At 58.8% G+C, this 25702-nt stretch carries 23 protein-coding genes and 1 pseudogene; 16 read left to right on the forward strand and 8 right to left on the reverse strand.

Going from position 1 to position 25702, the window contains the following annotated elements; translation table 11 throughout:
- From F8N21_RS17965 to F8N21_RS17975, 3 genes are all read left to right on the forward strand, one after another.
- Nucleotides 1-1136, forward strand: a 1136-nt coding sequence (locus tag F8N21_RS17965) for an efflux transporter outer membrane subunit (RefSeq protein ID WP_150643394.1), incomplete at its 5' end; no start/stop codon positions are given.
- A gap of 15 nt (nt 1137-1151) precedes the next feature.
- Complete coding sequence (locus F8N21_RS17970) at nt 1152-2354, forward strand: efflux RND transporter periplasmic adaptor subunit (protein ID WP_150643395.1); 1203 nt, start codon at nt 1152-1154, stop codon at nt 2352-2354.
- A 62-nt stretch (nt 2355-2416) separates the two neighbouring features.
- A complete protein-coding gene (locus F8N21_RS17975; protein WP_150643396.1) occupies nt 2417-3946 on the forward strand; it encodes a DHA2 family efflux MFS transporter permease subunit in 1530 nt (509 codons plus the stop codon).
- Between the two features lie 325 nt (nt 3947-4271).
- Here F8N21_RS17975 and lpxH read toward each other — a convergent pair whose 3' ends face one another.
- Nucleotides 4272-5015, reverse strand: a complete 744-nt coding sequence (lpxH, locus tag F8N21_RS17985; protein WP_150643397.1) for a UDP-2,3-diacylglucosamine diphosphatase — start codon at nt 5013-5015, stop codon at nt 4272-4274.
- Nucleotides 5012-5515 carry a peptidylprolyl isomerase gene (locus tag F8N21_RS17990; protein WP_150643398.1) on the reverse strand — a complete coding sequence of 168 codons (504 nt, stop codon included), beginning with the start codon at nt 5513-5515 and terminating at the stop codon, nt 5012-5014. Before F8N21_RS17990 ends, lpxH begins: the two co-directional genes overlap by 4 nt.
- 264 nt (nt 5516-5779) lie before the next feature.
- Between F8N21_RS17990 and F8N21_RS17995 the strand changes: the two genes are divergently transcribed.
- Nucleotides 5780-7477, forward strand: a complete 1698-nt coding sequence (locus tag F8N21_RS17995; protein WP_150643399.1) for a glutamine--tRNA ligase/YqeY domain fusion protein — start codon at nt 5780-5782, stop codon at nt 7475-7477.
- Between the two features lie 21 nt (nt 7478-7498).
- Entirely contained in the window at nt 7499-8881 is a 1383-nt protein-coding gene (gene cysS / locus F8N21_RS18000; RefSeq protein WP_150643400.1) for a cysteine--tRNA ligase, read from the forward strand.
- 346 nt (nt 8882-9227) lie between these two features.
- On the opposite strand, the gene F8N21_RS18005 is transcribed toward cysS, so the two are convergent.
- Complete coding sequence (locus F8N21_RS18005; protein ID WP_150643401.1) at nt 9228-11063, reverse strand: sigma-54-dependent Fis family transcriptional regulator; 1836 nt, start codon at nt 11061-11063, stop codon at nt 9228-9230.
- A 467-nt stretch (nt 11064-11530) separates the two neighbouring features.
- Between F8N21_RS18005 and F8N21_RS18010 the strand changes: the two genes are divergently transcribed.
- Genes F8N21_RS18010 through F8N21_RS18035 form a run of 6 tightly spaced genes read left to right on the forward strand, consistent with a single transcriptional unit; the run spans nt 11531 to nt 17494 of the window.
- A complete protein-coding gene (locus F8N21_RS18010; protein WP_150643402.1) occupies nt 11531-12625 on the forward strand; it encodes an ABC transporter ATP-binding protein in 1095 nt (364 codons plus the stop codon).
- Nucleotides 12625-13740: an ABC transporter ATP-binding protein gene (locus F8N21_RS18015; protein ID WP_150643403.1), complete on the forward strand. Its 1116-nt coding sequence runs from the start codon at nt 12625-12627 to the stop codon at nt 13738-13740. Before F8N21_RS18010 ends, F8N21_RS18015 begins: the two co-directional genes overlap by 1 nt.
- Nucleotides 13737-14603, forward strand: a complete 867-nt coding sequence (locus F8N21_RS18020; protein WP_150643404.1) for a carbohydrate ABC transporter permease — start codon at nt 13737-13739, stop codon at nt 14601-14603. Before F8N21_RS18015 ends, F8N21_RS18020 begins: the two co-directional genes overlap by 4 nt.
- 8 nt (nt 14604-14611) lie before the next feature.
- The gene (locus tag F8N21_RS18025) at nt 14612-15424 is read left to right on the forward strand and encodes a carbohydrate ABC transporter permease (protein WP_150643405.1); all 813 of its coding nucleotides are present in this window, start codon (nt 14612-14614) and stop codon (nt 15422-15424) included.
- A 10-nt stretch (nt 15425-15434) separates the two neighbouring features.
- Nucleotides 15435-15707, forward strand: a complete 273-nt coding sequence (locus F8N21_RS18030; RefSeq protein WP_150643406.1) for a DUF2160 domain-containing protein — start codon at nt 15435-15437, stop codon at nt 15705-15707.
- A gap of 44 nt (nt 15708-15751) precedes the next feature.
- Entirely contained in the window at nt 15752-17494 is a 1743-nt protein-coding gene (locus tag F8N21_RS18035) for an ABC transporter substrate-binding protein (protein ID WP_150643407.1), read from the forward strand.
- Nucleotides 17495-17747: 253 nt separating this feature from the next.
- Here the strand turns inward: F8N21_RS18035 and F8N21_RS18040 are convergent, their stop codons facing one another.
- Complete coding sequence (locus F8N21_RS18040) at nt 17748-17960, reverse strand: hypothetical protein (protein ID WP_150643408.1); 213 nt, start codon at nt 17958-17960, stop codon at nt 17748-17750.
- Nucleotides 17961-18116: 156 nt separating this feature from the next.
- Between F8N21_RS18040 and F8N21_RS18045 the strand changes: the two genes are divergently transcribed.
- From F8N21_RS18045 to F8N21_RS18065, 4 genes are all read left to right on the forward strand, one after another.
- Nucleotides 18117-18602, forward strand: coding sequence for a PAAR domain-containing protein (locus F8N21_RS18045; RefSeq protein WP_150643409.1), 486 nt, complete (start codon nt 18117-18119; stop codon nt 18600-18602).
- 129 nt (nt 18603-18731) lie between these two features.
- Entirely contained in the window at nt 18732-19826 is a 1095-nt protein-coding gene (locus F8N21_RS30995) for a polymorphic toxin type 44 domain-containing protein (RefSeq protein ID WP_224788250.1), read from the forward strand.
- 40 nt (nt 19827-19866) lie between these two features.
- Nucleotides 19867-20223, forward strand: a complete 357-nt coding sequence (locus F8N21_RS18060; protein WP_150643410.1) for a hypothetical protein — start codon at nt 19867-19869, stop codon at nt 20221-20223.
- Nucleotides 20224-20415: 192 nt separating this feature from the next.
- The gene (locus F8N21_RS18065; RefSeq protein WP_224788251.1) at nt 20416-20823 is read left to right on the forward strand and encodes a hypothetical protein; all 408 of its coding nucleotides are present in this window, start codon (nt 20416-20418) and stop codon (nt 20821-20823) included.
- Between the two features lie 496 nt (nt 20824-21319).
- Here the strand turns inward: F8N21_RS18065 and F8N21_RS31000 are convergent, their stop codons facing one another.
- On the reverse strand, nt 21320-21832 hold the full coding sequence (locus F8N21_RS31000) for a hypothetical protein (protein WP_224788252.1): 513 nt from the start codon (nt 21830-21832) through the stop codon (nt 21320-21322).
- Nucleotides 21833-22259: 427 nt separating this feature from the next.
- Entirely contained in the window at nt 22260-22403 is a 144-nt protein-coding gene (locus tag F8N21_RS30490; RefSeq protein ID WP_191624349.1) for a hypothetical protein, read from the reverse strand.
- Between F8N21_RS30490 and F8N21_RS18075 the strand changes: the two are divergent.
- Nucleotides 22361-22560, forward strand: a pseudogene (locus tag F8N21_RS18075) (carbohydrate ABC transporter substrate-binding protein); the annotation flags it as partial. The gene F8N21_RS30490 and the pseudogene F8N21_RS18075 overlap by 43 nt on opposite strands.
- A gap of 135 nt (nt 22561-22695) precedes the next feature.
- Here the strand turns inward: F8N21_RS18075 and nuoN are convergent.
- Both nuoN and nuoM read right to left on the reverse strand, forming a co-directional pair.
- Nucleotides 22696-24159, reverse strand: coding sequence for an NADH-quinone oxidoreductase subunit NuoN (gene nuoN, locus F8N21_RS18080; protein ID WP_150643411.1), 1464 nt, complete (start codon nt 24157-24159; stop codon nt 22696-22698).
- 7 nt (nt 24160-24166) lie between these two features.
- Nucleotides 24167-25699: an NADH-quinone oxidoreductase subunit M gene (gene nuoM, locus F8N21_RS18085; protein WP_150643412.1), complete on the reverse strand. Its 1533-nt coding sequence runs from the start codon at nt 25697-25699 to the stop codon at nt 24167-24169.
- Nucleotides 25700-25702 lie beyond the last annotated feature (3 nt).

Raw genomic sequence — 25702 nt, forward strand, 5'->3', positions numbered from 1 at the left:
GTGCCAGCGTCAGTCGCTCGCGACTGGCCCGCGACCAGGACCCGAGCGGGCAGGGCGGCAACTACAGCACCCTGCGCAGCCTCGGCGTGGATTTCAATTACACCTTCGACCTCTGGGGCGGCCAGCGCGCCACCTGGGAAGCCGCGCTGGGCCAGGCCCGTGCAGCCGAGATCGACCGCCAGGCAGCACAGCTGACCCTGGCCGCCGATGTCGCCCGGGCCTACAGCAATCTGGGCCAGGCGCATATCGTCCATGACCTGGCCAGTGACGACCTCAAACGCACCCGGCAAATGCTCGACCTGGGCCAACGCCGGCTCAGCTCCGGGATCGACAGCCAATACCAATACCAGCAAACCGAAAGCCTTGAGGCCAGCTCCCAGGCCGAGCTGATCGACGCCGAGAAGAACCTGCAAAGCGCCCGGATTGCCCTGGCGGTGCTGCTTGGCAAAGGCCCGGATCGCGGCAACGAAATTGCTCGACCGAATGTCTTGCAAGCCAGCGCCGTGGCCTTGCCATCGGTGCTCCCGGCCGAGTTGCTGGGTCGCCGTCCGGACCTGGTCGCCGCCCGCTGGCGGGTCGAGGCGGCGAGCAAGGATATCGTCGCCGGCAAGACCAACTTCTATCCAAACCTCAACCTGAGCGCGGCGGCCGGGACCCAGTCGCTGCTCGGTGATGCGTTGTTTGGTTCGGCCAGTCGCTTCTTCAGCGTCGCGCCAACCGTATCGCTGCCGATTTTCGATGGCGGTCGCCTGCGTGCCGATCTCGATGCTCGTGACGCCGACTACGACCTCGCCGTGGCGCAGTACAACAAGAGTCTGGTGACAGCCCTGGGGGATGTCAGCGACACCCTTTCGCAACTGAGCGACATCGGCCGGCAGATCAAAGCCCAGCAACACGCCACCGATATTGCCCAGGACTCTTACAACACCGTGGTCCAGCGCTTCGGTTCCGGCATCGGCAACTACCTGGACGTACTCAGCATCGAGCAGCAACTGCTGCAGACCCAGCGTCAGCTGGCGAACCTGAATGCCGAGCAGATCGACCTCTCGATTCAATTGATGCAGGCACTGGGCGGCGGGTTTCAAGCCGACACCCTCGCCTCGGCCAACCCCACCCCAGCCACGCGGACTGAATAATTCAAGGTACTTGTCATGGCGACTGAAGACACCCTCAACACTGCCGAAAACTCCCAGGACACGGGCAACCCGCGCAAGCGCAAGCTCATGCTGCTGGTGCTGGCTGTCATCGTCGTCCTCGGGGGCTTGAGCGTCTGGGGCTGGCACGCGTTGTACGGGCGCTGGAATGAAAGCACCGACGATGCCTATGTGAACGGTAACGTCGTGGAAATCACCCCCTTGGTCACCGGCACCGTGGTGAGCATTGGCGCCGATGACGGTGACCGGGTGCATGAGGGCCAGGTGCTGATCAACTTCGACCCCAATGACGCGCAAGTCGGCTTGCAGAGTGCGCAGGCCAATCTGGCCCGTACCGTGCGTCAGGTCCGCGGCCTGTACAGCAACGTCGACGGCATGAAGGCTCAGGTCAATGCGCAGAAAGCCGAAGTGCAAAAAGCCCTGGAAAACTTCAACCGACGCAAGAACCTGGCGGCCGGTGGGGCGATTTCCCAGGAAGAACTGTCCCACGCCCGGGATGACCTGACCTCGGCGCAAAACGCCCTGGCCAACGCCCGGCAGCAACTCAATACCAGCAGTGCCTTGGTCGACGACACCGTGGTCTCGTCCCATCCGGACGTGCAGGCCGCCGCCGCGCAACTGCGTCAGGCCTACCTGACCAATGCCCGCAGCACCTTGATCGCGCCGGTCACCGGGTATGTCGCCAAACGCACCGTGCAACTCGGTCAGCGGGTTCAGCCGGGCACCGCGCTGATGGCGGTGATCCCGCTGGATCAGCTGTGGATCGATGCCAACTTCAAGGAAACCCAGCTGCGGGACATGCGCATCGGCCAGCCGGTGGACATCGAAGCCGACCTCTACGGCAGCGACGTGAAATACAGCGGCACCATCGACAGCCTCGGTGCCGGCACCGGCAGCGCGTTTGCCTTGCTGCCGGCGCAGAACGCGACCGGCAACTGGATCAAGATCGTCCAGCGCGTCCCGGTGCGGATTCATATCAACGCCGAAGAACTTGCCAGGCATCCATTGCGGGTCGGTCTGTCGACTCAGGTTCAGGTCAATCTGCACGACCAGAGCGGCCCGGTGCTGGCGCAACAGCCGGCGCAAAAGGCCTCGTTCAGCACCAGTGTCTACGACCGTCAGTTGGTTGAGGCCGATGCAATGATCACTCGCCTGATCCACGACAACAGCTCTGCGGCGAGCAAAACCGTGCAGCGCTGATTCGCCAATCCCTCAGCTGCGGCCCTGGCGCTCGCAGCCAGCCACGTTTCAAAGGATTCGCGATGAGCAATAACGCCTCCTTCACGCCGCCCAGCCTGGTGTTCGCCACCATCGGCTTGTCCCTGGCGACCTTCATGCAGGTGCTCGATACCACCATCGCCAACGTGGCCTTGCCGACGATTTCCGGCAACCTGGGGGTGAGTTCGGAGCAGGGCACCTGGGTCATCACTTCGTTTGCCGTGAGCAATGCGATTGCGCTGCCGTTGACCGGCTGGCTCAGTCGGCGCTTCGGTGAGGTGAAGCTGTTTCTCTGGTCGACCATCCTGTTTGTGCTGGCGTCGTTCCTGTGCGGTATCTCCACCTCCATGCCAGAGTTGGTTGGTTTTCGGGTGCTGCAAGGCCTGGTGGCAGGGCCGCTGTATCCGATGACCCAGACCCTGCTGATCGCAGTCTATCCGCCCGCCAAACGGGGGATGGCATTGGCATTGCTGGCAATGGTCACGGTGGTTGCACCGATTGCCGGGCCGATACTGGGTGGCTGGATTACCGATAGCTACAGCTGGCCGTGGATCTTCTTTATCAACGTGCCCATTGGTGTGTTCGCGGTCATGGTGGTCAAGCAACAACTCAAGGCCCGGCCGGTGGTGATCAGTCGCCAGCCGATGGATTATGTGGGCTTGCTGACCCTGATCATTGGCGTCGGTGCGCTGCAGGTCATCCTCGACAAGGGCAACGACCTGGACTGGTTCGAGTCGAATTTCATCATCATCGGCGCGGCCATTTCGGCGATAGCCCTGGCGGTGTTCGTGATCTGGGAAATGACCGATAAGCACCCGGTGGTCAATCTGCGGTTGTTCGCCCATCGCAACTTCCGCATTGGCACCATTGTGTTGGTATGCGGTTATGCCGGGTTCTTCGGCATCAACCTGATTCTGCCGCAATGGCTGCAGACACAGATGGGCTATACGGCGACCTGGGCCGGGCTGGCGGTAGCGCCGATCGGGATTCTGCCGGTACTGATGTCGCCGTTTGTCGGCAAGTACGCGCACAAGTTCGACTTGCGGCTGCTGGCCGGGCTGGCGTTTCTGGCGATTGGCCTGAGCTGTTTCATGCGCGCCGGGTTTACCCATGAAGTGGACTTCCAGCACATCGCCCTGGTGCAACTGTTCATGGGCATCGGCGTGGCGCTGTTCTTCATGCCGACCCTGAGCATTCTGATGTCGGATCTGCCGCCGCATCAGATCGCCGACGGTGCCGGCCTGGCCACTTTCCTGCGGACTTTGGGCGGCAGTTTTGCGGCATCCCTGACCACCTGGATCTGGATCCGTCGCGCCGATCAGCATCATGCCTATCTGAGCGAAAGCATCAGCACCTATGAGCCTGCGACCCGGGATGCCTTGAACAGTCTGGGCGGGGCGGGCAATCCGGCCTATGCACAGCTGGATCATGTGCTGACCAGCCAGGCCTATATGCTCTCGACCGTGGATTATTTCACGTTGCTGGGGTGGGCTTTTATGGGCTTGATCCTGCTGGTATGGCTGGCCAGACCGCCGTTTGCGGCGAAGGCCGGGCCGGCGACTGCGGGGCATTGATGTAGGGTCCCGCCGTAGCAGCTGCCGAGCTCTGCGAGGCTGCGTTCGGCTGCGAAGCAGTCGTAAAACCTGTGATCGCGATTTAACAGAACAACCGCATGCACTGGACTACGACCGCTTCGCGGCCGAACGCAGCCTCGCGGGCTCGGCAGCTGCTACGGCCGGCCAGACCGCCGTTTGCGGCGAAGGCGGGGCCGGCGATGAGCGGCCATTAAGCGGAATACAGTCAATGTGGGAGCGAGCTTGCTCGCGATGACGGATTCACATTCAGCATCTCTGTTGACTGTCACGCCTCTATCGCGAGCAAGCTCGTTCCAAAAGGATCTCATTCAACTGTCAGGCGCGGATTCCCAAAATCAAAATGCGCAAGCGCAAACCCGTGCTCATCCACCTGCAACGCCCAGCCCTGGCGATCCCAGTCCCCCAGCACAATGCGCCTGGCCGCTTGCTCGCCAATCTGCAACTTATGGATGGCAGGGCGGTGGGTGTGGCCGTGGACCAGGGTGCGGACCCCGTATTCCTGCATGATTCGCGGAATTTCCTCGGGGGTCACGTCGACGATGTCGTTGGCTTTCATGCGGGTCTGGGTGCGGCTTTCGCTGCGCAGTTTGCGCGCCAGCTTGTGCCGGGTGCGCAACGGTAGATGTCGCAGGACCCACAAAGTCACTGGATTACGCAGGTAACGACGCATGCGCATATAGGCTTCGTCGCGGGTGCAGAGACTGTCGCCATGCATCAGCAGCACCGGCTCGCCGTTCAACTCAACGACGCTCGGGTCTTTGAGCAGGGTGCACCCGGCGGCCTTGCAGAAGGCCTTGCCAAGCATGAAATCGCGATTGCCATGCATCAGGAACACCTGCGTACCGCTGTCGCTGAGTTCCCGTACTGCCTGGCAAATGGAAAGCTGGTAGGGGGTCATGGCATCGTCGCCGATCCATGCCTCGAAAAAATCTCCCAAAATGTACAACGCTTGCGCCGAGCGGGCACGCCCGCTCAGTAAATCCAGAAACGCCCGGGTTATGTCCGGGCGCTCCTCTTCCAGATGCAAGTCTGAAATCAGCAGTATCACTCAATGATCTCGGCTTTCTCGATGATCACGTCTTCTGCTGGCACGTCTTGATGACCGGACTTCATGGTGGTGGCGACACCTTTGATCTTGTCGACGACCTCGGTGCCTTCGACCACTTTACCGAACACTGCATAACCCCAGCCTTGCGCGGTTTTGGCGCTGTGGTTGAGGAAGCTGTTGTCGGCAACGTTGATGAAGAACTGCGCGGAAGCCGAATGCGGCTCCATGGTGCGGGCCATGGCAACGGTGTACTTGTCGTTGGAAAGGCCGTTGTCGGCTTCGTTCTGGATGCTTGGGCGTTTGTCTTTCTTTTCCTTCATGCCTGGTTCGAAACCGCCGCCCTGGACCATGAAGTTACCGATTACACGGTGGAATACGGTGTTTTCGTAGTGACCGGCCTTAACGTACTCGACGAAGTTGGCCACGGTGATCGGGGCTTTTTCGGCGTTCAGTTCCAGGACGATGTCGCCCTTGTTGGTCGTCAGTTTGACTTTAGTCATGATCGTTATCGCTCTTTCAAGAAATTCGTGGGTTTCGGGGCGCTCACGCTGCCTGCGGGCCCGAACCGGTCTGGCAAAAAAAACGCCAGGTTGCGCAGTTTAGCGTGCCGGGCGCGAATTTCGAGGCTGTTTTTCAAAACAGGTGCATTAAACGCAGCTGTTTTCGGGCCTCCTCTGTCAGCTGCTTGACAGCATCGGCTATGATAGCGGCTTTGTTTTGTCAGGCCCGTATTTCGGCCGCGCACTTGTAAGTCCAAGGATCCTATGAGCAAGCCCACTGTCGACCCTACCTCGAATTCCAAGACCGGACCTGCCGTTCCAGTCAATTTCCTGCGCCCGATCATCCAGGCGGACCTGGACTCGGGTAAGCACACGCAGATCGTCACCCGTTTCCCGCCAGAGCCCAACGGCTACCTGCACATCGGCCACGCCAAGTCGATCTGTGTGAACTTCGGCCTGGCCGAGGAATTCGGTGGCGTCACGCACCTGCGTTTTGACGATACCAACCCGGCCAAGGAAGACCAGGAATACATCGACGCCATTGAAAGCGACATCAAATGGCTGGGTTTCCAATGGTCCGGCGAAGTGCGCTATGCCTCGCAGTATTTCGACCAGCTGCACGACTGGGCGGTGGAACTGATCAAGGCTGGCAAGGCCTACGTTTGCGACCTGACCCCCGAGCAAGCCAGGGAATACCGTGGCAACCTGACCGAGCCGGGCAAGAACAGCCCGTTCCGTGAGCGCAGCGTCGAAGAGAACCTCGACTGGTTCGCCCGCATGAAGGCCGGCGAATTCAAGGATGGCGAGCGCGTCCTGCGAGCCAAAATCGACATGGCTTCGCCGAACATGAACCTGCGCGACCCGATCATGTATCGCATCCGCCACGAGCACCACCACCAGACCGGTGACAAATGGTGCATCTACCCGAACTACGACTTCACCCACGGTCAGTCGGACGCCATCGAAGGCATCACCCACTCGATCTGCACCCTGGAGTTCGAAGGCCACCGTCCGCTGTACGACTGGTTCCTCGACAACCTGCCAGTCCCGGCGCACCCGCGTCAGTACGAGTTCTCGCGGCTGAACCTGAACTACACCATCACCAGCAAGCGCAAGCTCAAGCAGTTGGTCGACGAGAAACACGTTCACGGCTGGGATGACCCGCGCATGTCCACGCTGTCGGGTTTCCGCCGCCGTGGTTATACCCCGAAATCGATTCGCAACTTCTGCGACATGGTCGGCACCAACCGTTCCGAAGGCGTGGTCGATTTTGGCATGCTGGAGTTCAGCATCCGCGACGACCTCGACCACAGCGCCCCGCGTGCCATGTGCGTGCTGCGTCCGCTGAAAGTCGTGATCACCAATTACCCGGAAGGCCAGGTCGAGAACCTCGAACTGGCGTGCCACCCGAAAGAAGACATGGGCGTGCGCCAACTGCCGTTCGCCCGTGAGATCTACATCGACCGTGAAGACTTCATGGAAGAGCCGCCAAAAGGCTACAAACGCCTGGAGCCGAATGGCGAAGTGCGTCTGCGCGGCAGCTACGTGATCCGTGCCGACGAAGCGATCAAGGACGCCGATGGCAACATCATCGAACTGCGTTGCTCCTACGATCCTGAAACTCTCGGCAAGAACCCTGAAGGCCGCAAGGTCAAAGGCGTGGTGCATTGGGTCCCGGCCGCGGCCAGCGTCGAGTGCGAAGTGCGTCTGTACGATCGCCTGTTCCGTTCGCCGAACCCGGAGAAGGCTGAAGACAGCGAAGGTTTCCTGGACAACATCAACCCTGATTCACTGAAGGTGCTCACCGGTTGTCGTGCTGAACCCTCGTTGGGCAATGCACAGCCGGAAGACCGTTTCCAGTTCGAGCGCGAAGGTTACTTCTGCGCGGATATCAAGGACTCGAAACCAGGTCATCCGGTGTTCAACCGTACCGTGACCCTGCGCGATTCGTGGGGCCAGTGATCAAGCGTTAAGGATACCGTCGTGCTTACCATCTACAACACGCTCACCAAGAGCAAAGAAGTCTTCAAGCCGCTGGATGGCAACAAGGTGCGCATGTACGTCTGCGGGATGACCGTATACGACTACTGCCACCTGGGCCATGGCCGCAGCATGGTCGCCTTTGACCTGGTGACCCGCTGGCTGCGCTTCAGCGGTTATGACCTGACCTATGTGCGCAATATCACCGACATCGACGACAAGATCATCAACCGCGCCCGGGAAAACGGCGAGGCGTTCGAAGCGCTGACCGAGCGCATGATCGCGGCGATGCACGAGGACGAAGCGCGGCTGAACATCAAGAAGCCAGACATGGAACCGCGGGCCACCGATCATATCGCCGGCATGCACGCGATGATCCAGACCCTGATTGACAAGGGCTACGCCTACGCGCCAGGTAATGGCGACGTGTACTACCGCGTTGGCAAGTTCATGGGTTACGGCAAGCTGTCGCGCAAGAAGATCGAAGACCTGCGCATCGGCGCGCGGATCGAGGTCGACGAGTCGAAACAGGACCCGCTGGACTTTGTCCTGTGGAAAGCCGCCAAGCCGGGCGAGCCGAGCTGGGAATCGCCGTGGGGCACCGGGCGTCCGGGCTGGCACATCGAATGCTCGGTGATGTCGACCTGCTGCCTGGGCGAGACCTTCGACATTCATGGCGGCGGCAGTGACCTGGAGTTTCCGCACCACGAAAACGAAATCGCCCAGAGCGAAGCCGCGACCGGCAAGCCCTACGCCAATGCGTGGATGCACTGCGGGATGATTCGCATCAATGGCGAGAAGATGTCCAAGTCCTTGAACAACTTCTTCACCATTCGCGACGTGCTCGACAAGTACCACCCGGAAGTCGTGCGTTACTTGCTGGTGTCGAGCCATTACCGCAGCGCGATCAACTACTCGGAAGACAACCTCAAGGACGCCAAGGGTGCTCTGGAGCGGTTCTACCATGCGTTGAAAGGCCTGCCGAATGTTCCGCCAGCCGGTGGCGAAGCCTTCGTCGAGCGTTTCACCCAGGTGATGAACGACGACTTCGGTACGCCGGAAGCCTGCGCGGTGCTGTTCGAGATGGTCCGCGAGATCAACCGCCTGCGCGACAGCGATGTGCAAGCGGCGGCCGGTCTGGCGGCACGCTTGAAAGAGCTGGCCAGCGTACTGGGTGTGCTGCAACTGGAAGCCGAAGACTTCCTGCAGGCCGGCGCTGAAGGCCGGGTCGATGGGGCCGAGGTCGATGCGCTGATCCAGGCGCGTCTGGCCGCTCGTGCCAACAAGGACTGGGCCGAATCCGACCGCATCCGCGACCAGCTCACCGCCATGGGCGTGGTGCTGGAAGACGGCAAGGGCGGGACCACCTGGCGTTTGGCTGACTGAAGCCTGCGTTTTGCTGCAAAACAAAACCCGCCTTTGTGCGGGTTTTTGTTTATTAAAGATCAAAAGATCGCAGCCTGCGGCAGCTCCTACAGGATTGTGGTTATCTGCGATGGCAAGGTTGTACGCTACCTGTGTAGGAGCTGCCGCAGGCTGCGATCTTTTGATCTTGGGGCAGTTTGCCGGTTATCTAAATCAATTCTGCTGTGTCGGCAAGGGCGCTATCGTCGGATCGCCGCCCGGAGCAAGCTCGCTCCCACATTGGTCCATGGTGAATTTCAATTTTTGTGAGCGACACAAGTCCCTTGCTCGCGATGGTCTCAAGCCGAACACCACAGGTTCAGCCGCCTTAGTTCTCCTGTTGCCGCAATCGCTTGTAAAGGGTATTCCGGCTAACTCCCAACCTACGGGCCAAGTGCGAAATATTCCCTCCAGCTGCCTGCAACTGCCGATTCAAATCCTCGGCATCATTCAAATCAACCGCCAACGGCTCAGCCACCTCAACCGGCTCCATCTCCAGATCCACAAAAAAATCATCCGGCAAATGCTCCGGCCGCACCGGTTGTTCCTCGGCCATGGCCAGCGCTACCTGCATTACACTACTGACCTGCCGCAGGTTCCCCGGCCATGGATGGCGGGAGAACAGCTCCATGACTTCACGACTCAACCCAGCCCATTGCGTCGGCTCCCGATGCTGCTCCCACAAGCGCTTGAACAGCGCCTGCTTGTCACTGCGCTCACGTAAGGGCGGCAACTCCAAAGTCAAACCGCCGATCCGGTAGTAAAGGTCTTCCCGAAAACGTCCGGCTTTAACCTGGTCACGCAGGGCGCGGTTGGTGGCCGAGATGATGCGGATGTCGACAGGGAACAGTTCGCTGCTGCCCACCGGCTGCACGCAACGCTCCTGCAGTACCCGCAGCAAGCGGGCCTGGGTCGGCAGTGGCATATCACCGATTTCGTCGAGGAATAGCGTGCCTTTGTCGGCCTTGCGGATCAGCCCGATGCTGCCTTTCTGGCTGGCACCGGTAAAGGCGCCTTTTTCATAACCGAACAGCTCGGACTCCACCAATTCGGCCGGGATCGCCGCACAGTTGACGGCAATGAATGGTTGTTTACTCCTGGAGCTGGCCTGATGCAGGGCTTTGACGAACACTTCCTTACCCACACCCGTTTCGCCATGGATCAGCAGGGGAATGTCTTTCTCCAGCAAACGCTCGGCCTGGCGCACGGCTTTCTCGACGCGACTGTCACCAAAGTGCAAGGTGCTGAGACTGATCGCCGTCGGGACAGGGCTGACTGGCTCGGCCAACACCCGGGCCTGAATGGGCGCCTGCTTGGGGTGCTTCAACAAGCACTGAAATCGGTTGCGCCCCGAAGCCTGCAGCGCGAAGGGTAAACCTTCCGGCTGGTTGAGCAGGTCCCGCAACGAGACCTTGAACAGGCTTTCGACGCTGACCCGCGACAGGCTGACGCCCAGCAGAGTGTCGGCGCGGCGGTTGGCCGACAGCACCTGGCCATTTTCATCGAAGATCAGCAGACCGGCCCATTGGCTGTCGAGGTTGTTCAGGCCGGTGTTGAAGGTCAGCTGGAAATGCCGGCCCTGGAACAGGTTGAGGATCAGCCGGTTCTCCACCGTCTGACTCATCATTTTCACCATGCCCAAGGTGTGGGACGGCGGCAGGTAGCTGTCGCTGGAGACGTCGAGTACCGCGATCACCTGGCGCTCGGCGTCGAAGATCGGTGCCGCGGAGCCGGTCATGAAGCGGTTGGCCTTGAGGAAGTGTTCATCGTGCTCGATATGCACGCACTGCGAGCAGGCCAGGGCGGTGCCAATGGCGTTGGTTCCGCTGCAGCGTTCCATCCAGCTGGCGCCGGCCTTGAACCCCCGGGCCAGGCTCGGCTCGATAAAGCGCTGGGTGCCCCAGGACGTCAGCACCTGGCCTTGATTGTCGGCGAGCATGATCAGGCAGTTGGAGTTGCTGAGGATGTTTTCGTAATACGGCAGGACTTCCTGGTGGGTGGTTTGCACCAGGGAGCGCTGGCTCTCGAGCAATTGCGCAATGCCCTCGGCGGGCAGCTGGTCGAACGCCGGGGCGCTCTGATGGCTGAGCCCGAAGGCCCGGCAGCGGCGCCAGGAGTCCTGGATGATGGCGTCATGGGACAACAGCGGGGCAGGTGCGGCCATGGCAGTCGATCTCTGAGAATGCTTTGTTATTTTTGTTATGGGCCTTGAGCGCAACACACTCCGTAGCAGCTGGCGAAGCCTGCGTCCGGCTGCGCAGCAGTCGTAAATCCTGCTTGCACAATTAACCTGGAAAAATGCGTTGTCTGGTTTACGACCGCTACGCGGCCGGACGCAGCCTTCGGCAGCTGCTACGGGGGCCGGCTTACGCGCAAAAGCAGCCTTCGGCAGCTGCTACGGGGGTACGGCTTACGCGCAAAAGCATCCGTTGAGTGTTGTCCACTATTGTTCATTGTCAAACCCAGGACTGTTCAATTGTTCAGTCGCAGCTGTTCATTTCTGTTCAGCAACGAATGCCGCTCTCCCTTCATTTTCAACAAAACACAACCGGATCAATCGCTTGGAGTTTTTGGCACGATTGTCGCTCTGGTGCTCAGGTCGCTTGACTCCAATAATAAAAAGGCCGGGCCATGTCATTAACGCTGGAGCACGTCAGTCGCACCGTCGAGGGCCAGATCTGGATCGACAATGCGAATCTGCGCTTCGAACCCGGATCCTTCAACGTCTTGCTCGGCCGTACGCTCTCCGGCAAGACCAGTCTGATGCGGCTGATGGCGGGCTTGGACAAGCCCGACAGCGGACGCATCCTGATGAACGGCGTCGACGTCACCCAGCGCCCGGTGCGGCTGCGCAATGTGTCGATGGTCTATCAGCAGTTCATCAACTACCCGACCATGACCGTCTTCGAAAATATCGCCTCGCCGCTGCGTCAGGCCGGAGTCTCGGCCCAGCTGATCCAGAGCAAAGTGCTGGAAACCGCGCAAATGCTGCGCATCGAAAAGTTTCTCCAGCGTTATCCCCTCGAACTCTCCGGCGGTCAGCAGCAGCGCACCGCCATGGCCCGGGCGCTGGTCAAGGACGCCGAGCTGATCCTGTTCGACGAGCCGCTGGTCAACCTCGACTACAAGCTGCGCGAAGAGCTGCGCCAGGAAATGCGCGAGCTGTTCCAGACCCACCACACCATCGCCATCTACGCCACCACCGAGCCCAACGAAGCGTTGGCCCTGGGCGGCACCACGACTATTGTGCATGAAGGCCGGGTGGTTCAGAGCGGCAAGACAGCCGAGGTCTATCACCAGCCGCAGACCGTGCTGGCTGCCGAGCTGTTCTCCGAGCCGCCAATCAACCTCATGCCGGGGCGCATCGCCGGCAATGAAGTGAGCTTCGCCAATTTCGTGCATTTTCCGCTGAACGTGGATTTGCGCCCGGTCGGCGAGGGCGAGTTTCGCTTCGGCGTGCGGCCGAGCCATATCTCCCTGGTGCCGAGCAACGACGACGACCTCGAGCTGGCGGTGACCGTCGAGGTGGCGGAGATCAGCGGTTCGGAAACCTTCCTGCATGTGCGCAACGAGCATTTCCTGCTGGTCCTGCACTTGCCCGGGGTGCATGAGTACGACGTCGACGCGCCAATCCGCATCTATATCCCGACGCATAAACTCTTTGTCTTCGATGCGCAGGGGCGTCTGGTCCAGGCGCCCGGTCGGCGTGTCGCGAGGGTTGCCTGATGGCCGAAATCCGTTTGCAGAACCTCGCCCACAGCTACAGCCGCACGCCTGCCGGGCCTGAGGACTATGCGATTCGCGAGATGAACCATGTCTGGGAGCAGGGCGGTGCTTATGCCTTGCTCGGGCCATCCGGCTGCGGCAAGTCAACCTTGCTCAATATCATTTCCGGGCTGCTCAGCCCGTCCGAAGGCCAGGTGCTGTTCGACAGCAGAGTGGTCAATGAGCTGACGCCCGAGCGGCGCAATATCGCCCAGGTTTTCCAGTTCCCGGTGGTCTACGACACCATGACGGTGTTCGACAACCTGGCCTTCCCGCTACGCAATCAGGGCATGGCCGAGGCGAAGATTCACAGCAAGGTGCTGGAAATCGCCGAAGTCCTCGATTTGCAGGCGCTGCTGTACAAGAAGGCCCGCAACCTGACGGCCGATGAAAAGCAAAAGGTCTCCATGGGCCGTGGCCTGGTGCGCGATGACGTGTCAGCGATTCTGTTCGACGAGCCGCTGACGGTGATCGATCCGCACCTGAAATGGAAACTGCGGCGCAAGCTCAAGCAGATCCATGAGCAGTTCAATATCACCATGGTCTACGTGACCCACGATCAGCTCGAGGCTTCGACCTTTGCCGACAAGATCGCGGTGATGTACGGCGGGCAGATCGTGCAGTTCGGTACGCCGCGGGAATTGTTCGAGCGGCCGAGCCACACCTTTGTCGGCTATTTCATTGGCAGCCCGGGGATGAATCTGATCGAGGTCAAGCCCCAGGCCGGAGGCGTCGGTTTCGCCGGGACCCATCTGGACTTGTCCGAGGCCTTGCAGCGACGGATTGCCGAGAGCCAGTGGAAGACCCTGAAGGTCGGTATTCGTCCGGAGTTCATCCACGTCTGGGACGAGCCCTACGACGACGCGCTGCACGCTGAGGTGGTGCACGTCGAAGACCTGGGCACCTACAAGATCATGACCCTCGATCTGGATGGCGCGCCGCTGAAAGTACGCCTGGCCGAAGACAAGCCGGTGCCCGAGGGCAAGGCCTGGATCAGCTTCCCGGCGCAGTGGTTGATGGTCTACGCCGATGATTACCTGCTGGAGGCGCAACCCATGAACGAGGCGCAGCCATGAACAAGGTGCAGAACAACAAGGCCTGGTGGCTGGTGTTGCCGGTGTTCCTGCTGGTGGCCTTCAGCGCCGTGATCCCGATGATGACGGTGGTCAATTACTCGGTGCAGGACATTTTCGATCAGTCGAGCCGCTATTTCGTCGGTGCCGACTGGTATCGCCAGGTGCTGCTCGATCCACGCCTGCACGATTCGCTGCTGCGGCAATTCATCTACTCCGCCTGCGTCTTGCTGATCGAGATTCCGCTGGGCATCGCCATCGCCCTGACCATGCCGACCAAGGGCCGCTGGTCATCGCTGGTGTTGATCTTGATGGCGATCCCACTGCTGATTCCGTGGAACGTGGTGGGCACCATCTGGCAGATCTTCGGCCGCGCCGACATTGGCTTGCTTGGCTATTCATTGAACGCCATGGGCATCAGTTACAACTATGCGGCCAACACCATGGATGCCTGGGTCACGGTGTTGGTGATGGACGTCTGGCACTGGACCTCGCTGGTGGCACTCCTGTGTTTCTCCGGCCTGCGGGCCATCCCGGATGCGTACTACCAGGCGGCGCGAATCGATCGGGCCTCGAGCTGGGCGGTGTTCCGCTACATCCAGTTGCCGAAGCTCAAGAGTGTGCTGCTGATCGCGGTGATGCTGCGCTTCATGGACAGCTTCATGATCTACACCGAGCCGTTCGTCCTGACCGGCGGCGGGCCGGGCAATGCCACCACCTTCCTCAGCCAGACCCTGACCCAGATGGCGATCGGGCAATTCGACCTGGGGCCGGCGGCGGCATTCTCGCTGGTGTACTTCCTGATCATCCTGTTGGTGTCCTGGCTGTTCTACACCGCCATGACTCACTCTGACGCCAACCGCTGAGGTCTGCCATGAGCAAACGTCTCACCCCTGCTAAAACAGTGCCCTTGCTGATCTACATCCTGTTCCTGCTGGTGCCGATCTACTGGCTGCTGAACATGTCGTTCAAGAGCAACACCGAGATCCTCGGCGGCCTGACGCTGTTTCCCCAGGACTTCACCGTCAACAACTACAAGGTGATCTTCACCGATCCGAGCTGGTACACCGGTTACCTCAACTCGTTGTACTACGTGAGCCTGAATACGCTGATCTCCCTGAGTGTGGCCTTGCCGGCGGCCTATGCGTTCTCGCGTTACCGGTTCCTCGGCGACAAGCACCTGTTCTTCTGGCTGCTGACCAACCGCATGGCGCCACCGGCGGTGTTCCTGTTGCCATTCTTCCAGCTGTATTCGTCCATCGGTCTGTTCGACACCCACATCGCGGTCGCGCTGGCTCACTGCCTGTTCAACGTGCCGCTGGCGGTGTGGATTCTCGAAGGCTTCATGTCCGGCGTGCCGAAGGAAATCGACGAAACCGCCTACATTGATGGCTACAGTTTTCCCAAGTTCTTCGTGAAGATTTTCATCCCGCTGATCGGTTCGGGCATCGGCGTGACAGCGTTCTTCTGCTTCATGTTCTCCTGGGTCGAACTGCTGCTGGCGCGCACCCTGACCTCGGTCAACGCCAAGCCGATCGCGGCGGTGATGACCCGCACCGTGTCGGCCTCGGGGATCGACTGGGGGGTGCTGGCAGCGGCCGGGGTGCTGACCATCCTGCCGGGCATGCTGGTGATCTGGTTCGTTCGTAATCACGTGGCCAAGGGCTTTGCCCTCGGCCGGGTTTGAGGGGCTGCTGATGGAATGGATGAACTGGACCCCGCCGACCGCGGCGTTCTTCGGTGCCATCGCCCTGTTGCTGGCGGGCATGACCACCTGGGAACTGCGTTCGCCGAGCATCCCTCGGCGCGGCTTTCTACCGATCAGCACCACCCGTGGTGATCGGCTGTTTATCGGTCTTCTGGGAAGCGCCTACCTGCATTTGCTGGTGATTGGCGTGACCGGCTGGAGCATCTGGGTGGCGTCCGCGCTGTCTCTGGTGTGGCTGTTGGCTGTGATGCGCTGGGGCTAGCCGAAATCCGGCAGTCATGCTCCGAAACCCAAACAGGAGGTCTTATGTTCGACAAAAACAATAAGCTGCGACATAGCGTTTCATTGGCAACCCTGCTGACACTCAGCGGGTTGAGCGCTGCGGCCTGGGCGGATGCCTATGAAGACGCCGCGAAAAAATGGATTGGCAGCGAATTCAAACCGTCCACCCTCACCGCTGCTCAGCAGCTTGAGGAACTGAAGTGGTTTATCAAGGCCTCCGAGCCGTTTCGCGGAATGAAGATCAACGTGGTCTCGGAAACCATCGCCACCCACGAGTACGAGTCCAAGGTGCTGGCCAAGGCCTTTACCGAGATCACCGGGATCAAGCTGACCCACGACTTGCTGCAGGAGGGCGACGTGGTGGAAAAGCTGCAGACCCAGATGCAATCGGACAAGAATATCTATGACGGCTGGGTCAACGACTCGGACCTGATCGGTACGCACTTTCGTTATGGCAAGACCGAGTCGATCACCGATCTGATGGCCAACGAAGGCAAGGCCTACACCTCGCCGACCCTGGATATCAAAGACTTCATCGGCATCTCCTTCACCACCGCGCCGGACGGCAAGATCTATCAGCTGCCTGACCAACAGTTCGCCAACCTCTACTGGTTCCGCGCCGACTGGTTCGAACGTGCGGACCTCAAAGCAAAGTTCAAGGAAAAGTACGGCTACGAGCTGGGCGTGCCGGTGAACTGGTCGGCCTATGAAGACATCGCCAAATTCTTCAGCGAAGACGTCAAGGAAATCGACGGCAAGCGCGTCTACGGTCACATGGATTACGGCAAGAAAGACCCGTCCCTTGGATGGCGCTTCACCGATGCCTGGTTCTCCATGGCCGGTGCCGGCGACAAAGGCATACCCAACGGCCTGCCGGTGGACGAGTGGGGCATCCGCGTCGAGGATTGCCATCCGGTCGGTTCCAGCGTGACCCGCGGTGGCGACACCAATGGGCCGGCGGCGGTGTATGCGACCACCAAGTACGTTGACTGGATGAAAAAATACGCGCCACCGGAAGCGGCGGGCATGACCTTCTCCGAATCCGGCCCGGTACCGTCCCAAGGCAACATCGCCCAACAGATCTTCTGGTACACCGCTTTCACTGCCGACATGACCAAACCTGGCCTGCCGGTGATGAATGCCGATGGCACGCCGAAATGGCGCATGGCACCGTCGCCGAAAGGTCCGTACTGGGAGAAGGGCATGAAACTCGGTTATCAGGACGCCGGTTCCTGGACCTTCCTCAAATCCACCCCGGAGAAACAACGGTTGGCGGCCTGGCTCTACGCGCAGTTCGTGACCTCGAAAACCGTGTCACTGAAGAAAACCATCGTCGGCCTGACACCTATCCGCGAATCGGACATCAACTCCCAAGCCATGACCGACCTGGCGCCGAAACTCGGTGGCCTGGTGGAGTTCTATCGCAGCCCGGCCCGCGTGCAATGGACCCCGACCGGGACCAACGTGCCGGACTATCCACGTTTGGCGCAACTGTGGTGGAGCCACATCGCCGAAGCCGCCAGCGGCGAGAAAACCCCGCAACAAGCGCTGGATGGCCTGGCCAAGGACCAGGACGCAATCCTGACCCGCCTGGAACGCTCGAAAGCCCAAGCGGTCTGCGCCCCGAAAATGAACCCGGAGCGCGATGCGCAATACTGGCTCGACCAGCCGGGCGCTCCGAAACCCAAGCTGGCCAACGAGAAGCCTAAAGGCGAAACCGTGAGCTATGCCGAACTGCTGAAATCTTGGGAGGCGGCGCGTAAGTAAACAGGTTTACCGTGCAATGCGAAACGGCACCGCAAGGTGCCGTTTTTTTTGGGAGGCATGGGTATCTACACATCTCTAAAGGCTAGAACTCCCGTAGCAGCTGTCGAGTAGAACGAGGCAGCGTCCGAGGACGGAGTCCTCGTAAAACCTGTACTCGAGGTTTACCTGAAACACCGAGGTGCAGGGCTTTACGGCTGCTTCGCAGCCGAACGCTGCCTCGCTCTACTCGACAGCTGCTACGCCCTGCCAAGCATCAAAAAATGAGATTGTTCCGATGCTCTGCGTAACTGGCTGCATTCCTTTGCTGCGCCTGGGACCGATCAAAGGTGATCGGTTTATTTTTCAAGAAACTGGCAAGCCGGGAATTAATCCGTCGCCCTTTTCCCACTTTTTCCAAGACAGCTTGTAGTTTCGGCCGGCTGACCGGATTGCTGTGTAGGAAATTGGATTGTTTTTCTTGCGACATTTCCTATTTGCTCCGGATGCCCCTGCCATCGGGGTTGCGGCCTGTTAGCGTCGCACTGTCTTATTTATACGCACCCCGATATTCGCCCGGCTCAGTGCTCTTGCCGAGGAGAAAGACGGAAAGCAGCCCAAGTTTCCAAGGAAAAGGATCCTGGAAATGAATGCACCCTTGCACCCGCTGTATACCAATGAAGTCTCCCCTGAATTTCTCCGCCGCCTGGACGACTCGCCCTTTACAGAGCAGCAACTTGCGGGATTCAACGAACAAGCCCTGGCGATTATTCGTCAACGGCAGGCTTACGCTAAAACGCATCCCCCTCTCGCCATTTACCGGTGGGCAACCGAGGGTAGCCAAACCCGTAAGGGCGGGGTGATCCAACAAGCGACAGCGCCGGTGGAATTCACATTGGATAACGGTCAACAAGTGCGCGCAGCGCAGAAAGGCGATTACGTCGTGTATGCCGATGGCCGTACGGCGCAGATCGTCACCGCCTCGGGACAAGACAATAGCCATCTAGCGCTGGTCGGCAGCCGTCTCAGCAATGGCGACGAGATCATCAATACGCCACAAGGCAGTGGCTTGATCATGGCGCGTGAGGGTGTGCCGATGGCAGAGGACTTTCTGCCCTCTATCGAGGGCTGAGCTATGAGGCGTGGCGCTGTTTGATTGTGTCTCAGTGTCGCGCTCTCACAAATATTCTCAAAACTCACGGTCGCAACCCACGGTCGGGAACACCCTGGACTCGGTCGGATGAAATGGAGAGGAAAATCAATGAATAAAGGATATTTCATTGGCCTGGATGACAAAACCACCTGTGGTGGCAAAGTCCTGGATGGTGACACTCGAGTCATGTTGTACGGTCTCGCTCATGCTCGTGAAGGGGATCGAGTCACTTGTGGAAAGGACGGGGAGACTTATCAGATTGTCGGGGGCGTTTCGCACATGATCAGTCATGGCAAGCCCGTGGCCGGCACACTGGATAGTTTCAGCAATTGCCCCTGCAAAGCCCAACTGATCCCTTCGGTATTCACGGCCAGCTATCAGAATGAGGCAAGCCCTGCACCGCATGCTACGAGAGCCGCAGCCCCACCGAGGACCCACCCTGATAACAGGTTTACAACGAACTCCCAGGTGGCTGATCCGAAGCCTGCAGCGCAAGCCACTGCCCCACTCGGCGACCTCGGTGCAACTGCAGCCTGTAACTGTACAGACCAAATGGAGGAGCTTGCTACCTACATCGCCGGAGAGATGAATCGAAACATCAAGCATACAGCCGTGCTGAAAATGAAAGAACTGATCAACTACGACAGCAGCGCGGCGGCCAGGAAATTTTTGGAGCTACCCTGGTACGCCAGGCTGGCCGGACCACCGAATGTCAACGCTATCGCATTGGCGAAGAAGCTTGAGGCGATGGCGATCTGGACTAAACAAGTGGGTCAAAATATGGAGTGGGACCACAAGCCGAAGCTACGAACGATGTACAACAATGAGGTCCGGCACAAGCAAGGTAAGTACGACTACTACTACGATATTTGGTCGAACATCCATTATGGCTACGTCGGTGTTGCAGGAGGGCTTTCAGAAAGCGTACTGTTGGATGGGGCGGGAGTTGAACAAATTGGTTCGGACACAAAAAGGTGGTTTGAGGACAGTAAGAAGAACCCCGGCCCGCATCTAACGGCGAGCCTGTTTGATGGGCTGCGGGCATTTGACGATATAACCGATAGAGTGGCGATAAGTATTGGTGTGAAACTCGTCAAGCAATATTCAAGTGGTGGGGTAACAGCTGAAATCATTATGGACGAAGTGCTGGCAGTCGCCCCCGAAAATTGGGGGGATGGAATCCGTGACCACGCCTGCACGTAAAACACGTCCAAGGTATAGATGGTGGTTATGGATTCCAATTGTGTATCTGGTTATCAGCCATTGGGATATCGCACTACCGACCGTAACCATTCACTACTCCGAAAACGGAAAGGAGGAACTTAGGTACATCTGGAATGTCCAGGACCGGGTATACAAGGGCGGGATGCAACCCGGCGGAGGCGCAGTTGATAACGGCTTCCTGTTTCCTGATGAGAATTTTTTTATGGAAATCTCCTGGTGGAGCAAAAACGTTCGTGCCCACTGCGTCAACATAACCCCGAAATGGCCTAATACGGACATCTACCTTGATGCCAACGGCGACATTGATCATAGCGAAGGCAGCGGCACGGATTCGGATCGCTTGAAACAGTGCATCACGGATACCGCGAGCCCTTGAAAGATGCAAAGGCCTGAACAATAGACTTCAAACTTTATAAAACGATCAGCATAGGCATGAAGCTTGCTAAGCAGCACCCCAATGGCGGGATTACCGCGAAGATGATCATGAATGAAGTACTGGCAATTGCTCCAGAAAGCTGGGGGGATGGAGTCTGTGTCCACGTCTGCGTGTAAACCCCGAACACGGTACATGCGGTGGCTATGGATTCCGTTATTACCGCTACTGCTGGCGCTGCTGGCGCTGCTGCCGTTTGTCCTCTGGAATATTTTTGTACTACCTACTGCAACCGTCCATTACTCCAAGGATGCTGTGCAAGAAATGCGGTACACGTGGAACGTCCAAGACCGGATATACAGAGGACGGATGTCCCCCGGAGGGGTCGCCATCGACCATGGATTTCTATCTCCGGATGCCAAGTTCTTCATGGAGTTTTCTTGGGCTGCCGAGAATGAGCGTTGGCACTGCATCAGCATCACACCGAAGTGGCCCAATATGCATATTTACCTCGACGCCGACGGCAACATTGATATGCGGGAAGGGAGCGGCACTGACGTAGATCGGTTGAAAGAGTGTCAGTGGGATCAGGTGAATCCCTAACATGCGCCAAAGGATAGAGTGACGATCCGTATTGGCGTGAAACTCGCCAAGTAATACCCAAACGGCGGGATAACAGAAAAAATGATCATGAATGAAGTGCTGGCAGTCGCCCCGAAAATTGGGGGATGTGAATCCGTGACCGCGCCTGCACGTAAAACACGTCCAAGGGCGGTTGCAGGAGCTGAGTGCAACCGCCAATCTATTTTGTAAATTCTAGTCAATTATTCTGAAGAACTTTGCGCAGAGAAAGAACACGCAAAAGCCAACGACTGAATAGGCGAGCATCCGATTGGGAATATTGACTAATCGTCGCAGGGATAAGGGAAAGCGAGCGATATCATCCATTGCATATGGATCACTTTTCGACAAGAAATCATCGTCCAACAAAAGCATGGTCGAAATGTGGGACAAGCGACAGTAGCGGCCATACAAGCTGTTTCCCATCACTCGACGGTTGCGAGCGACGAAGTAGGAGTCCTTCAGAAAAGACTCAAGCTCATCCAGTTTGAAAAAAACTGATGCATACCCGTACGAGCACAGCCAGCAGGGACAAGACAAAACACGTTATCAATATGGCAATGGAGAGCATTTTCAGGTCGCTTATCGGTTTGGATACGGTCGTGCATAGCCACTCGAAACCGAGCCAAAGCACGAGTAGACCTGCACCAACCAGAGCGATCCGCATGATGTATCCCGGTACCTTCACCCATTTTTTCAGGTATTCCGGAAAAATTTCGGCCTCCATGAATGCGTACGGGTCCAGCATTTGGGAAAGTGTAAAACGGCCTGTTAATGCTCCTATCAGCTTTACCCTTTTCATCCGTCCCAATGGGGCATTTCCCACTATTTTTCGATTGATGCTCACAAGATGCGAAGCAATGAAGTGATCTTCCATCTGATCAAGCCGAAAATAGGCAGCAAACAACAGTATTGCCTCGCTGAGGAAAACAAGTAGAAGTACAACTGCCCAAGATATGCGGTAGACGAGATCAAGATGGGATGCGATCACAGGTAATCCTTAACATTTATCTAAACCAAAATGCCAAAGCCCCAGATGGGCGGACTCACGTAACTTTGTTCAATATAGCTATTGCTCTACGGCGAGAAACCCACTAGCCACTAACATGCAAGCAATGCCTCCTGCACCGACCGTACCGACGCCAATGGCTACATTGGCCACGGCTGGAACAACGAGACACGCTCATGCTTCCCCGCAACGTTGTCTGTTTCGTGAAACGAGAGACTTTGGCGAGCAGCCTCAAGTTTGAATGCCGGGTGAGTCCGGTTTAGGTGTAGGGGAAATCCGATTTGTCAGCGCGCCACAGTGGGGTGTTAAAGGCAGGGGTACAAAAAAGGCGCCTCGAAAGAGCCCAGGAGGACGCAAAAAGGTTTATCTCTTACCAATGTAGCAAGGAGAATTTGCACAAACAGTGAAGTCAGAGAATGGCCACCGGATTGTCGCGCTCCCAGTGCTTCTGGACGGTCAGCGGGTTGCCGTCGGCATCGCGGCGCATGTGCACCGTATTGAACTTGGAGTTGGAGCCACATCGCCGAAGCTGCCAGCGGCGAGAAAACCCCACAACAGGCGCTGGACGGCCTGGCCAAGGATCAGGACGAAATCATGAGCCGCCTGGAGCGCTCGAAAGCGCAAACCACCTGCGCACCGAAAATGAACCCGGAGCGCGATGCGCAGTGCTGGTTCGATCAGTCGGGCGCGCACCGAAGCCGAAACTGGCGCTTGCTCAGTGAGGTTCAAGCCGGTATCTACCAGGCTCGGGCCGCGTTCGGACGATCTTTTGATGTGAAAACCCCAAACGCAAAAACGGCACCCGAAGGTGCCGTTCTGTTTTTCTACTGCGTATAACTAAATGATCAACCCGCCAATCCCGACTGTTGCACCAACGCCAGCAGCGGCTGTGGATACACACCAAGGAAGAACGCCAGAACCGCGATGGCCAGCAGCATCACGCCGCCGGTACGTTGTTCCCAGTGTAGTTGAGCATCGTGGCGACGCAGGTTCGGTTCGATCAGGTACAGGGTGACCATGACCCGCAGGTAGTAGAACACGCCAATGGCGCTGCCCAATACCAGGGAGCCGACCAGCCACCATTCATGGGATTCGACACCGGTAGCGATGATGTAGAACTTGCCGATGAAGCCGGCGGTCAATGGGATACCGGCCAGCGACAGCATCATCACGGTCAGTACCGCGGTCAGGTACGGACGACGCCAGAACAGGCCGCGGTACTCGTACAGTGCGTCGGCGTCACGGCCGTTGTACGGCGAGGACATCAGGGTGATCACGCCGAACGCGCCGAGGCTGGTGATCACGTAGGTGACCAGGTATACGCCGATGGCTTCCATCGCCAGACCCTTGCTCGCCACCAGGGCGATCAGCAGGTAACCGAAGTGCGCGATGGAGGAGTAACCCAGCAGACGCTTGAGGTTGCTCTGGGTCAGTGCCAGCAGGTTGCCGAACAGGATCGACGCGATGGCGATGATGGTCAGCACGTTGCTCAGCACACCGCTGTTGGCCACTGGCGAGATCTGGAACAGACGCACCATCACTGCGAACACCGCGACTTTCGAAGCCGTCGCGAGGAACGCCGCCACCGGCGCCGGAGCACCTTCGTAGACGTCCGGAGTCCAGAGGTGGAACGGAACCAGCGACAGCTTGAACGCCAGGCCGATCAGCATCATCGCCAGGCCCAGTTGCGCGATCGGGCTTGGCAGACCGGTCGCGGCCAGTGCCTGGCCGATGCCGCTGAAGCTCAGGCTGCCGGCTTCTGCGTACAGCAGCGCCATGCCGAACAACAGGAACGCCGAACCTGCTGCCGACAGCACCATGTACTTGATGCCGGCTTCCAGGGAACGCTTGTTGAAGAAGGCATAGGCCACCAGGCCGTAGACCGGTACCGAAAGCAGTTCCAGGCCGACGAACAAGCCGGCCAGGTGCTGCGCGCTGACCAGTACCAGGCCACCGGCCGCAGCCATCAGGATCAGCAGGTACAGCTCTTCGCGGTTGCCCGGGTAACCCGAACCGCCATCGCCGAGGTAGGCGTGGGCCAGGGTTACGCAAGCCAGCGTGGCGACCAGGATCAGCGCCATGTAGAGACAGGCGAAGCTATCGATCTGCAGCAGTGGAGTCACGGCCAGAGGCGCGACTTTCAAGGCCGGGAGGATCGACAGCAGGGCCAGGTTGAGACCCGCCACCGACAGCAGGAAGGTCTGTGAATGGTTGCGACGCCAGGCGATGGCCAGCATCACCACGATGATCGTGGCGCTGGTGATCAACAACGGCGCAAGCGCGATAAAGTGTTGAGTCGTAAAGTCCATAGCGCTCTTACCGTGCCGAAGCGAGTTGAGTGAAGGCGGTACCGAACCATTGCTGCACACCACTCATCGTAGCGGCAGAGGTATCGAGGAACGGTTGCGGGAACACGCCGAGGTAAATCAGCAGCCCCGCCAGCCCAACCACCATGATCAGTTCGCGAGCATCCATGCCGTGCAGTACTTCGTCCGACTTGGACGGACCGAAGAAAGCGCGGTGGATCATGATCAGCGAGTACACCGAACCGAACACCAGGCCCGAGGTGGCAATCACGGTGATCCATGGCGAGCTGGCAAAGTTGCCCAGCAGGATCAGGAATTCACCGACGAAGTTACCGGTACCCGGCAAGCCCAAGGACGCGGCTGCGAAGAACAGGCTGACCGCTGGCAGATAGGCGATGCGTGACCACAGGCCACCCATCTCGCGCATGTCGCGAGTGTGCATGCGCTCGTACAGCTGGCCGCTGAGGATAAAGAGTGCGGCTGCCGAAACACCGTGCGCCAGCATCTGCATCACCGCGCCTTGCAGCGCCAACTGGCTGCCGGAGTAGATCCCGATCAGCACGAAACCCATGTGCGAAACGCTGGAGAAGGCGATCAGGCGCTTGATGTCGGTTTGGGCGAAGGCCAGGAACGCACCGTAGAAGATCCCGACCAGACCCAGGGTCATGGCGATCGGCGCGAACTCGGCCGAGGCATTCGGGAACAGCGGCAGGGCGAAACGCAGCAGACCGTAAGCCGCAGTCTTCAACAAGATACCGGCCAGGTCGACGGAACCGGCGGTCGGTGCCTGGGCGTGCGCATCCGGCAGCCAGGAGTGGAACGGCACCACCGGCAGCTTCACCGCGAAGGCGATGAAGAAGCCCAGCATCAGGATGTACTCGGTGGTCATCGACATCTTGGTTTTCAGCAACAGGGCGTAATCGAAGGTGATCACTCCGGTGTCGTTGAAATTGACCAGTACCAGACCCAGGATCGCCACCAACATGATCAGGCCGGAAGCCTGAGTGAAGATGAAGAACTTGGTCGCCGCATAGATCCGGGTCTTCTTGCCGTCCGATGAACTATGACCCCAGAGCGCGATGAGGAAGTACATCGGCACCAGCATCATTTCCCAGAAGAAGAAGAACATGAACAGGTCGAGGGCGAGGAACACGCCGACCACGCCACCGAGGATCCACATCAGGTTCAGGTGGAAGAAGCCAACGTGACGCTGGATCTCTTTCCACGAGCAGAGTACCGAGAGGACGCCCAGCAGACCGGTCAGCAGGATCATCAACAACGACAGGCCGTCGAGGGCCAGGTGCACGTTGATGCCGAAGCGTTCGATCCAGACGTGTTTGAACTCGATCACCCAGGTCGGATCGGCGCCAGGCGCCGGGGCAAATGAATAGTCACCCTGGCCCCACAGCCAGAGGCCGAGAGCGAGTTCCAGGGACATGGTCAGCAACGCAATCCAGCGTGGCAGGGTAGCGCCGAAGCGCTCCCCCATCCAGCACAGCAGGCCGCCGATAAAGGGGATCAGGATTAGCCAAGGCAGAATCATGAC

Source organism: Pseudomonas fluorescens, from assembly GCF_902497895.1.
Lineage (GTDB): Bacteria > Pseudomonadota > Gammaproteobacteria > Pseudomonadales > Pseudomonadaceae > Aquipseudomonas > Aquipseudomonas fluorescens_BP.

Bases quoted from the DNA above. Each gene is read 5' to 3' on its own strand.
- F8N21_RS17970 (WP_150643395.1), top strand. From the start codon at position 1,152: ATGGCGACTGAAGACACCCTCAACACTGCCGAAAACTCCCAGGACACG.
- F8N21_RS17975 (WP_150643396.1), top strand. From the start codon at position 2,417: ATGAGCAATAACGCCTCCTTCACGCCGCCCAGCCTGGTGTTCGCCACC.
- F8N21_RS17990 (WP_150643398.1), bottom strand. From the start codon at position 5,515: ATGACTAAAGTCAAACTGACGACCAACAAGGGCGACATCGTCCTGGAA.
- F8N21_RS17995 (WP_150643399.1), top strand. From the start codon at position 5,780: ATGAGCAAGCCCACTGTCGACCCTACCTCGAATTCCAAGACCGGACCT.
- F8N21_RS18005 (WP_150643401.1), bottom strand. From the start codon at position 11,063: ATGGCCGCACCTGCCCCGCTGTTGTCCCATGACGCCATCATCCAGGAC.
- F8N21_RS18010 (WP_150643402.1), top strand. From the start codon at position 11,531: ATGTCATTAACGCTGGAGCACGTCAGTCGCACCGTCGAGGGCCAGATC.
- F8N21_RS18015 (WP_150643403.1), top strand. From the start codon at position 12,625: ATGGCCGAAATCCGTTTGCAGAACCTCGCCCACAGCTACAGCCGCACG.
- F8N21_RS18020 (WP_150643404.1), top strand. From the start codon at position 13,737: ATGAACAAGGTGCAGAACAACAAGGCCTGGTGGCTGGTGTTGCCGGTG.
- F8N21_RS18025 (WP_150643405.1), top strand. From the start codon at position 14,612: ATGAGCAAACGTCTCACCCCTGCTAAAACAGTGCCCTTGCTGATCTAC.
- F8N21_RS18030 (WP_150643406.1), top strand. From the start codon at position 15,435: ATGGAATGGATGAACTGGACCCCGCCGACCGCGGCGTTCTTCGGTGCC.
- F8N21_RS18035 (WP_150643407.1), top strand. From the start codon at position 15,752: ATGTTCGACAAAAACAATAAGCTGCGACATAGCGTTTCATTGGCAACC.
- F8N21_RS18040 (WP_150643408.1), bottom strand. From the start codon at position 17,960: ATGTCGCAAGAAAAACAATCCAATTTCCTACACAGCAATCCGGTCAGC.
- F8N21_RS18045 (WP_150643409.1), top strand. From the start codon at position 18,117: ATGAATGCACCCTTGCACCCGCTGTATACCAATGAAGTCTCCCCTGAA.
- F8N21_RS30995 (WP_224788250.1), top strand. From the start codon at position 18,732: ATGAATAAAGGATATTTCATTGGCCTGGATGACAAAACCACCTGTGGT.
- F8N21_RS18065 (WP_224788251.1), top strand. From the start codon at position 20,416: ATGCGGTGGCTATGGATTCCGTTATTACCGCTACTGCTGGCGCTGCTG.
- nuoN (WP_150643411.1), bottom strand. From the start codon at position 24,159: ATGGACTTTACGACTCAACACTTTATCGCGCTTGCGCCGTTGTTGATC.
- nuoM (WP_150643412.1), bottom strand. From the start codon at position 25,699: ATGATTCTGCCTTGGCTAATCCTGATCCCCTTTATCGGCGGCCTGCTG.